The organism is Magnetococcales bacterium, from assembly GCA_015231925.1.
Classification (GTDB): domain Bacteria; phylum Pseudomonadota; class Magnetococcia; order Magnetococcales; family JADGAQ01; genus JADGAQ01.
The window spans coordinates 1-9,638 of the sequence record JADGAQ010000167.1; the positions used below are offsets into that span (position 1 = coordinate 1).

9 protein-coding genes are annotated in these 9,638 nt (G+C 58.4%); 6 read left to right on the forward strand and 3 right to left on the reverse strand.

The annotated features are described in order from the left end of the window. Positions 1-60 precede the first annotated feature (60 nt). The gene (gene nadB / locus HQL56_15430; protein MBF0310911.1) at positions 61-1,701 is read right to left on the reverse strand and encodes an L-aspartate oxidase; all 1,641 of its coding nucleotides are present in this window, start codon (positions 1,699-1,701) and stop codon (positions 61-63) included. 194 nt (positions 1,702-1,895) lie between these two features. On the opposite strand from nadB, the gene rpoE reads away from it, so the two are divergent. The 6 genes from rpoE (at position 1,896) to HQL56_15460 (ending at position 6,831) form a co-directional block, all read left to right on the forward strand. Beyond that, positions 1,896-2,483: an RNA polymerase sigma factor RpoE gene (gene rpoE / locus HQL56_15435; protein ID MBF0310912.1), complete on the forward strand. Its 588-nt coding sequence runs from the start codon at positions 1,896-1,898 to the stop codon at positions 2,481-2,483. A 101-nt stretch (positions 2,484-2,584) separates the two neighbouring features. Further along, on the forward strand, positions 2,585-2,959 hold the full coding sequence (locus HQL56_15440; protein ID MBF0310913.1) for a hypothetical protein: 375 nt from the start codon (positions 2,585-2,587) through the stop codon (positions 2,957-2,959). A 69-nt stretch (positions 2,960-3,028) separates the two neighbouring features. Further along, complete coding sequence (locus HQL56_15445; protein MBF0310914.1) at positions 3,029-3,547, forward strand: SoxR reducing system RseC family protein; 519 nt, start codon at positions 3,029-3,031, stop codon at positions 3,545-3,547. Next, positions 3,526-4,980: a DegQ family serine endoprotease gene (locus HQL56_15450; GenBank protein MBF0310915.1), complete on the forward strand. Its 1,455-nt coding sequence runs from the start codon at positions 3,526-3,528 to the stop codon at positions 4,978-4,980. The genes HQL56_15445 and HQL56_15450 overlap by 22 nt, the downstream gene beginning before the upstream one ends. A 159-nt stretch (positions 4,981-5,139) precedes the next feature. Continuing rightward, a complete protein-coding gene (locus HQL56_15455) occupies positions 5,140-5,343 on the forward strand; it encodes a 30S ribosomal protein S21 (protein MBF0310916.1) in 204 nt (67 codons plus the stop codon). A 525-nt stretch (positions 5,344-5,868) separates the two neighbouring features. Continuing rightward, positions 5,869-6,831, forward strand: a complete 963-nt coding sequence (locus HQL56_15460; GenBank protein ID MBF0310917.1) for a flippase-like domain-containing protein — start codon at positions 5,869-5,871, stop codon at positions 6,829-6,831. Between the two features lie 541 nt (positions 6,832-7,372). Here the strand turns inward: HQL56_15460 and HQL56_15465 are convergent. Both HQL56_15465 and HQL56_15470 read right to left on the reverse strand, forming a co-directional pair. Beyond that, positions 7,373-9,022, reverse strand: a complete 1,650-nt coding sequence (locus HQL56_15465; GenBank protein ID MBF0310918.1) for a sel1 repeat family protein — start codon at positions 9,020-9,022, stop codon at positions 7,373-7,375. Positions 9,023-9,205: 183 nt separating this feature from the next. Next, on the reverse strand, positions 9,206-9,638 hold a 433-nt coding region (locus tag HQL56_15470; protein MBF0310919.1), incomplete at its 5' end, for a hypothetical protein.

Genomic DNA, 9,638 nt, shown 5'->3' on the forward strand with positions numbered 1-9,638 from the left:
GTCTTGCGCCTTGCCAGGAACCAAAATCTGGCAAATGTCAACACGCCCTAGGGCTGAGGTTCAAAACGCCAGCCCGCCCGGCAGGGGCAGGATGGTGTCGTGGCACCAGTGGGCGTCGTCGCGATGGGGGTGGTCGGTGTTGTAGTGCAGGCCGCGGCTCTCCTTGCGGTGGATGGCGCAGCGCACCACCAGGGAGGCCACCAGGGCCAGGTTGCGCAGCTCGATCAGGTCGGGGGTCAGGCAGAAGTTCCAGTAGCACTCGTTGACCTCCTGCTTGAGCAGCTCGATGCGGTGATAGGCTCGGGTCAGGCGCTTGTTGGAGCGCACGATGCCCACGTAGTTCCACATCACGCGGCGGATTTCGTCCCAGTTGTGGGCGATGACCACCCCCTCCTTGCAATGGCCGGTGTCGAGATCATCCCACAGGGGAATGGGCGGCATGGCCAGGTTTTGCGCCTCCTGCCGCAGGGCCAGGATATCCTCTTCCGCCTGTCGGGCGTAAACCAGACACTCCAGCAGGCTGTTGGAAGCCAGCCGGTTGGCCCCGTGCAGCCCGGAATGGCTGGTTTCGCCGATGGCATAGAGTCCGCCCAGATCGGTGCGTCCACGGGTGTCCACCACCACGCCGCCGCAGGCGTAATGGGCGGCGGGCACCACCGGAATCGGTTCGCGGGTGATGTCGATGCCGAATTCGCGACACTTCTGCAGGATGGTGGGGAAGTGGCCGCGCAGGAACTCCTCCCCCTTGAAATGGATGTCCAGAAAGACGCAGTCGTCGCCGCTGCTCTTCATTTCGTAGTCGATGGCACGGGCCACGATATCGCGCGGGGCCAGCTCCCGTTTGGGATGGTGTTTCTCCATGAAGGTGGAGCCGTTTTTCAACAGCAGCACGCCGCCTTCGCCCCGAACCGCCTCGGAGATGAGAAACGACTTGGCCGAGGGGTGGAAGAGACAGGTGGGGTGAAACTGCACGAACTCCATGTTGGCCACGCGGCATCCGGCGCGATAGGCCATGGCGATGCCGTCTCCGGTGGCGGTGTCGGGATTGGAGGTATAGAGATAGACCTTGCCCATGCCCCCCGTGGCCAGGATGGTGAAGGGGGCTTCCACCGTGACCACTTCGTTGTAGTGGGTGTTCAGGGCGTAACAGCCGTAACAGCGGTTTTGCCGGCTGGGCAGGAACTGACCCAGCTTGTGGGCGGTGATCAGATCGATGGCGATATGGTCCTGCAGGATGAGGATGTTGTCCGTCGCCTTGGCCCTGGCCAGCAGGGTTCCGGTGACCGCAGCGCCGGTGGCGTCGGCGGTGTGGATCACCCGGCGGGCCGAATGGCCGCCCTCACGGGTCAGATGAAAACCCGCCTCGTTGCGGGTGAAGTCCACCCCCAGATCGATCAGGCGTTTGATGGCGGGGGCGCCCTGCTCCACGACCAGGCGCACCACTTCGGCGGCGCACAGACCCGCGCCCGCCTCCAGGGTATCCCGCACATGGGCTTCCGGGCGATCCTGGGGATCCATGACCGCCGCGATGCCTCCCTGAGCGTGAAAGCTGTTCGAATCTTCCGTCCGTTTTTTGGTCAGCAGAATGACCTGCCCGTGGCGCGCCAGCCTCAACGCCAGGTCCAGTCCCGCCACCCCGCTGCCGATAATCAGGAAATCGCATTGCAGTCGGGAGTTGTAGGTTGCATCGGAATTGACCATAATGTTTCGTGTCCTGTTATGAAAAGTGAGGCCGGACCCTCGCTGGAGCGGACTCCAACCGACTCCAACAGGGTAGGGCGGGAACGGGGGAAGGGGAATGAACTTTTTTGCCTTGAGCCGGTCTATTTCTGCAAAGGCGCGACTTGACAAGCATACAAGGCGGCGGAAGACCGGTTTCCGGTGGGGGATGGCGTGTGTCTGAAGCCGATATCCTGCTGGTGGAACAGGTCAAGGCGGGCGACAAAAAGGCTTTCGAGGTGCTGGTTCGCAAGTATCAAAGCCGCATCGCCGCCGTGATCGCCCGCAGCGTCAACGACCCGTGGAAGGTGCAGGACCTGACCCAGGAGGCCTTTCTCAAGGCCTACCGCGCCTTGGGGAGTTTCCGTGGCGATTCGGCGTTTTATACCTGGCTCTACCGGATTGCCATCAATACGGCCAAAAACTACCTGACCTCCAACGATCGGGACATTCCCATGGCGGAACTCGATCTGGAGAACGAGGAGGATTTGTCGCCGTTGTTGCAGGTTTTCGACAACCCGGAGAAGCAACTTCTCCGGGCGGAGATGATGCGGGCTCTGGACAAGGCGATCAACGGACTGACGCCGGCCATGCAGCAGGCCATTCGCCTGCGGGATGTGGAGGGTCTTTCCTACGAACGCATCGCCGAGTTGATGGATTGCCCGGTGGGTACGGTGCGTTCCCGCATTTTTCGCGGGCGGCAGGAGATCATGGATCAACTGAAACGCTATTTCAACGACGGCGTGCTGGAGGGATTGTCCTGACTGACGGGGGCATACGGCGAAAAGAAAAGGGGGGGGCGAGCGGGAAGGTCGGACATTTCCTGCCGATGGGAGCGGAGAGGCTGGCAATTACGGGGGAAGAGATGAGCTGCAATCCTGAACTGGTATCGGCATTTCTGGATGGAGAGTTGGAAAAGATCATCATGGGGCGTGTGGTCAACCACCTGACCCGCTGTGATGCATGTTGTCGAACCCTGAGCCGTTTGGCGGCGGTTCGGGACGCGGTGTCGGGCCACTTCGCCCTGCCCAACGGCGAGGCGTTGACCCACTCGGTGATGGTGGCCATCAGCAACGAACAGATCAGCTACGGAGCTGCCCAGGAGTCGGTATTGCACCAGAGGCTGGTGCGATTCGGGCTTCCGGCGGCGCTGGCCGCAGCCCTTATCGGAGGTTGGTTGAGCAGCCAGCCCGATAGCAAAACGGTGCTGGGAGAGGCGGTTGTGGTGCAGGGTCGCTGAATGGCCGCTCTCGCGGAGAGTGCCGGCAAAGCGGCGCAACTCCGGGTCAGCCGGAGGAAGAGGTGAATCGTGTTGCGAGAGCAGGTGCGCGTGGTGGGCCGGATGGGGGAGTTGGCCGTGGTGAGCAGTCAGCGCCACACCGCCTGCGGCGGTTGCCACGGCAATACGGGGGGAGGGTGCGGGATGTCCGCCGGACTGGGCAGCCAGGCCGTTGAGGTGACCGTGCGCAATCCCGTGGCGGCGCAGGTTGGGGATGTGGTAGAGTTGGAAATGGCGGAGAGCCTGTTGTTGCGGGCCTCCTTCCTGGCTTACGTCGTCCCGGTGGTCGCCCTGTTTCTGTGCGGCGCTCTGGTGCGAAACGCTCTGCTGGACGCCGGATACACCGTCGGCCTGGCGGAAGGGCTGGGTGGTTTGGCAGGATTGGGGGGACTGGCCCTGGTCTTCCTCGGCCTCTCCCGCTACAATAAAAAATACGCCGCCGGAGACGCCCGTCTGCCGGTCATCACCCGTGTGGTGGCCACTCCCGCCGAGGTGACGGGGTCTGCCGGTGCCGGAGGGAGTCAAGGATGCGGTTGTTCCGGGGAGTGATCCGCCTGCTGGCGGTGCTGGTCGTGCTTGCCTTCGGGGTTGGTCGGGCCGATGCCACCATGGTGGCGGGCATCCCCGATCTGGTTCCCCTGGTCAAACAGCTCAAACCCGTCGTGGTCAACATCAGCACCACCCAGGCGCCGCCTCAGCGGCCCGCCGGCAATGCCCCCTATCCGCCCGAGTTGTTCAAGGAAGCTCCCCTGCAGGATTTCTTCAAGCGTTTTCTGGAACCCTTGCCCGATCAGGAACAGCGCTCCCGCAGCCTCGGTTCCGGGGTGATCATCAGCGCCGACGGGGACATCCTCACCAATAACCACGTCATCGACGAAGCCAGTCAGATTACCGTGCGGCTTGCCGACGACCGGGAGTTTCAGGCCACGGTGGTGGGGCGCGACGTCAAAACCGATCTGGCCCTGATCCGCATCAAAACCCAGGAGGCCCTGCCCGTGGCCACTCTGGGGGATTCGGACTCCCTGGAGGTGGGGTCCTGGGTTCTGGCCATCGGCAATCCCTTCGGGCTGGACGCCACGGTGACGGCGGGTATCGTCTCCGCCAAGGGGCGCATCATTGGCAGCGGCCCTTACGATAACTTCATCCAGACCGATGCGGCCATCAATCCCGGTAACTCCGGGGGGCCGCTGTTCAACCTCAAGGGGGAGGTGGTCGGCATCAACACCGCCATCTTCTCCAAAACCGGCGGTTCCATGGGTATCGGCTTCGCCATTCCCATGAACATGGCCAACACCATCGTCACCCAGTTGAAGAGTTCCGGTCGGGTGGTGCGGGGTTGGCTGGGGGTGCGCATTCAGGCGTTGACGCCCGAAATCGCCTCCTATCTGCACCTTTCCGATACCCACGGGGCGCTGGTGGCCAGTGTCGAAGGGGGGAGTCCCGCCGCGGGGGCCGCCATCGTGCCTCGGGATGTCATTTTGAGTTTCGACGGCAAGCCGGTCAAACGCATGAACGATCTGCCCGGTATCGTGGCCAACACACCCAAAGGCAAACGGGTGGAAGTCGAGCTGATTCGGGAGGGCAAGCCCAAGACCGTGACGGTGGTTATCGGCGAGTTGGATGAAACCGCCGAAGGGGTTGTCGTCGCGGCCACTTCCGCGCCGACGGACGGAGTGGAAAAGATCTGGGGTCTGGTGGTGCAGAACCTCACGGGCCCCATTCGCGAAGAGTTGGGGGTTCCCGCCACCCTCAAAGGTGTGGTGGTCAGTGGCGTCGAGCCGGGTTCACCGGCCAGTGCCGCCGGTATCGAGGAGGGGGACATCCTGCTGGAGGTCAACGCCACCAAGGTAACGGCAGCACGGGAGTTCCGTCAGGCGGCAGGCAAGGTGGCTCCGGGGGAGACCATTCTGATTCTGGTCATGCGCTCCGGCGATCCGGTGTTCGTGGCGTTCAAAACGCCCGTCAAGGGCGGACCCGGCTGAGATGATGGCCGGCCGGGAACCTTGGGCGGAATTTTTCTGTCAAATTTAGGCCATCCGTCGTTAAAGGGCCTTGCGCTGTGCCGCAAAGCGAGCTTATAATTCCCCGCTTTCGTGGCAGTAGCAGGTGATCGCAACCTTATTGAGTGGGAGATAGGCTTCGTGAGGGTTGACGTCTACGACAACAATGTGGATCAGGCAATCCGGGTTCTCAAAAAGAAGATGAACCGGGAAGGAATGTTCCGCGAGATGAAGAAGCGGAAATTCTTCGAAAAACCCTCCGAGCGCAGACGCCGCAAGAAGGCGGAAGCGGTTCGCCGACTGCGCAAAAAGTTGCGACGTTCGGTGATGGCTGGTATGAATTGAGCGACGGCTTGACGGTCTGATCCGTCGAGTTGGACGATGACGAAGAGAGCGCGCCGGTAAAGTTCCATCGAACCGGCGCGCTTTTTTTGTGTCGGCGAACAGTAAGTTCTTTGAGGGAATTACAAAGTTTCTGCCGCCAAGGGGTAGTATATTATAAGTCATCTTACCTTCAATATGTAATCTTCTAAGTATCAAAAAAAGAAAATGTTCTATCAGTTGACGTTTCAGTTGCAAATTATCAAGACTGTAAAGAATATCGATATATCCGTTTTATAATCTTATATAAACAAGATAAAATTGCTAGGCGTTTCTGTTTTGTTATTGCGACTTTAAAGTCTATTCGGTATAGTATTATAATTGAATAATAACTGAAAAGTCAAAGAACAGAACATTTCATTTTTTTTGATACTTAAAAGATAACATATTGAAAGTCAAAGGAGCAAAAATCTGTCCCCGCCGGTGGGGATCATGCCCCCCGGAGTTCCGGATTGTTTGAGCCATTGCGATTAGGGAAGGGTATCAAGCTTGGCGACTGTGAAGAATATCCTGCCGCCCCTGTTGATCAGCGTGCTGGCCGTCTCCCTGCTCCTTGCCTGGACCGGGTTCGACCTCTCTCAAGCTCTGGCCGTCGCCAGCCGCCTCGATTGGCGGCTTCTGCCCCTGTTTTACCTTGGACTGCTTCTGTCCATGATGCTGCGCACCGTGAGGTTGCGCCTGCTTCTGGGCGGGGTCATCCCCTTCGGGCGTCTGTTCGGCGTCTCTCTGCTGCACCACTTTTACGCCTCTCTGTTGCCCTTCCGCACCGGCGAGGCCGCCCTGCCCATTTTGTTGAAACAGGAAGGCTATTCCATGGCCCATGCCCTTGCCGTGCTGGTGGCGGCGCGGGTACTCGACCTGTTGAGCATGGTCTTTTACTTCTTTTTGCTGGGATGGTGGCAGACGGACAGGCTGCCTCCCGACAGCCAGCCGCTTTGGCAGGCCGTATGGAGTGGGGCGCTGCTGCTGGTGATTGCCCTGTTGCTGCTGATGTGGGGACATCGCTGGCTGGTGGCCCGTCTGGTGAATTTCGTGGCTCGTCCCGCAGGAAGATGGCTGCCTCGTCGGGAGTGGCTGATCGGGCGTTTGATGGTTTTTGGCGAGGGATTGACCAGGGTTCAAGGCAAACGGCTGCTGGCGGCCTTGTTGGCATCGCTGCTGGTATGGCTGACGGGTTCGATGACCATGGCCTGGGTTATCGTCACCTTGGGCGCCGAACGGCCTCTTACGCTGGTGCTGCTGGGTACGGTGGTCAGTTCTCTGCTCGGGCAGGTGCCGGTACAGGGTTTTGCCGGCATCGGCACGGTGGAGGGCGTTTTTGTCCTGGCTTTTGTCGCCTTGGGTTGGGAAGCCGGTTGGGCGCTGAATTGTTCGCTGCTTCTGCATGCGCTGTTGTTGGGGGCCTGTCTGCTATACGGAATGCTGGGCTGGGGGATGTTGCGCCGACGGTAACGGTCCGGCGCTGTGGAACCCTGGGCCGATGTTCCGCGGAGGCTCGTGGGAATCCAAACTCGCCGGTTCCACGTCAGGAACAATCGGTCAAAGTTGAAAACGGGGGAAGGGGATGGATATGCCGCACCAGCTCCGCGAGTCGTTGTATTCCTGTTCATACGGGGGGCCGGGGGATTATCCCCCGGACCGCCGATAAGAATCGAATATCAACGCCTCCTGAAGAAGGCGCGGTATAATTCCGTTTCTGTTTCATTTTTGCATTATTGCAGGGGTCTGGGGACCATCATGGTCCCCAGCAGGGGTTTGGGGACGGAGTCCCCAATGTGTTGTCCTTGACTTATTTTTGTTCTTTTATTCCCCTGGAAGGAGAGCCTTCCAGGGGAATAAAAGAACAAGAGAAAATCAATAACAGAACCTTGGAGGCTCTGCCTCCAAACCTCCGCCGGGGGCGATAATCGCCCCCGGACCCCCGTATTAATGAACGAATGAAACAGAAATGGAATAACCTGCCCCTTTTCCGGAAGGAGCCGCATCCGGATTTTCAGGGCATCTTTTCCAGCCGCTTTTTGGCCGGTTCGGATCCGGAGTCGGCTAGGGCGGTCAGCAAGGAGCGGGCTTCGTTTACCGCCTCGGCATTTCCGGACTGATGGTTCAGTAGATGGTTGGCCAGCCGATACCGACCAAATGAAGAGCCCGCTTCCGCCGCACGTCGCCACCAGCCCAACGCCGCCGGAGCATCGGTTGGTTCCAGCTCCATGGCCAGCAGAATCTGTCCGGCAACCTGCCCCGCATCCGCCGCACGCTTCAACCACCCCTTGGCAGCTTCCGTCACCTCGCCCTGCGGACTCAGGTCCAGAATGGCCAACTGCACCATGGCCAATCCGTCCCCGCCATCTGCCATTTTCAATAACTCCTCCCGATCGGATAGGGCAGGAAGGAAGGATTCTTCGGCTTTGCTTTGTTGATTCCACGGTTCGGCTGGCAACAAGGCGAAAGCCTCGTCCATCAGGCCCCGACTCAGCGGTCCACCCATGCGCTGGGCTTCGATAAGATGGGGCGCCGCCTGACGATACCAATGGACCATTTGCAGTCCGGAAACGGCTCCCCTTCGCCCAAGCATGGCCAAATCTCCCAGCAACTGCTGCGCCTCGGGGAAATTTTCCATAGCGGCATCCAACAGCATTGCCTGTGCGGAAGATTCTCGGCAGGGAACCTCTCCCTTGTAACAGGAGTTGGCGAAGGAAACCTTTATCGCCATCACATCCTGTCGGTCTGTAATGCGCCCCCACCAATGGCGAGCCTGCCGCAGTTCTTCCGCAGGATCCTCCCGACCGGAAACCAAGCTCAACAACCCCATGGCCAGAAGCCCTGAACGTCCTAGATCATCGCCAAGGCGTGATAACCAATATCTAGCCTTCTCTTGATTTGCTGCATCCCAAATCAACGGCGGTCGAGCATAAATTATTGCAAGTAAACTTACTGCGAGATTGTTCTTCTCTGTCAGAGGTAATAGCAACTCAATGGCGTGCTGAGGATCCTCCGGAAGCCCGTTTGTCCCTTCCGCATACCAGGTAGCCAAGGTGAGTTTGGCCCATTCGCTGTTGGATCCTTTGCCCTGGGCCAATGCCTCCATTTCCTGGACAGCAAAGGAGGGGTCTCTCTCCCCAAAATCTCCCGAGCTGAGATAGTAGGCTAGATCGAATCGGGATTGCTCGTTTCCTTGCATGGCCGATTTTCGATACCAATACAAAGCCTCCTGGGAGTTTCTGGGCACTAATTCTCCGGACAGAAGAATACTCCCCAGCAAGCCCTGACTTGCAGAACTGCCCGCTATAGCGGACTGTCGAATCCATTTAAGGTAGAGTTGGTCATCCTTTGGTAGAACATCACCTTTTCGGTAGGCCGTTCCTAGATAATACATTGCATCCGCATGTCCCTTTTCCGCGGCACTTTGAAAATACTTTATTCCCTTTGCAGGATCAGTCCTAACCCGGATTCCCTTTGTAAGAATAAGCCCGTACACATATTCAGCCTCCGTCACACCTGCATTAGCCAAATCCTCAAGAAGGCTGAGACCTTTTTGTTGCACTAAATCCTCTTGGGATCGAAACAAGCGCAAAGCTTCATCCAGAGTGTGGTCTGACGCTCCGATAAATAAAAAGGAGAAAACAACCAATAATAATTTCAACATTTTGCACTCCAGTGTGCTGGCATGGCTCGCTCTGAACTTACTGTACGACTTGACCCAAACGACGCTCTGGGCCATTGTGTCTCAGTCAGTTAGCCATGCGTTAGCATGGGATATTTCGGGCACGGGATATTTTTATTACAATATCCCGTGCCTTGCGGCTCATTTTAACGTTGCCTGCGTCTTCTATTTGGAATCAGATTCATTCTCACCTTTCGGTGTCGTAGCGGGTTCAAGTTTTCTTCTGTTGTCATTCCTGATCTCTTCTCCGGCTTGCTCACTGGGTTCTATGTCCTTCAATGCGTCCATCATCGGCTCAAATTGAGCGCTATCTTTTTTGAACCGATTTTCTCTTAGACCTTTGTGAAGTTCTTGATTTGGAGCAGACTGCACTGGAATGGTAAGCGGCTTTGTTTTAGCCATATTCCCTGCAAGTACGATCTCCCTGTTATTACCCCCTATGCCAGATCCGGAACCACCCTCAGCATAGCTCATGGCATAGTCACGCCCCAAGCCGGTCCCGGAGGCTGCAAGGGGCCTCCAATCGCGCATCTCCCGTCCCAATTTGGCGGCGAAGCCGTTGTCGCCGAAGAGGAAGCTTTCGCGGGTTTCGGGTTCC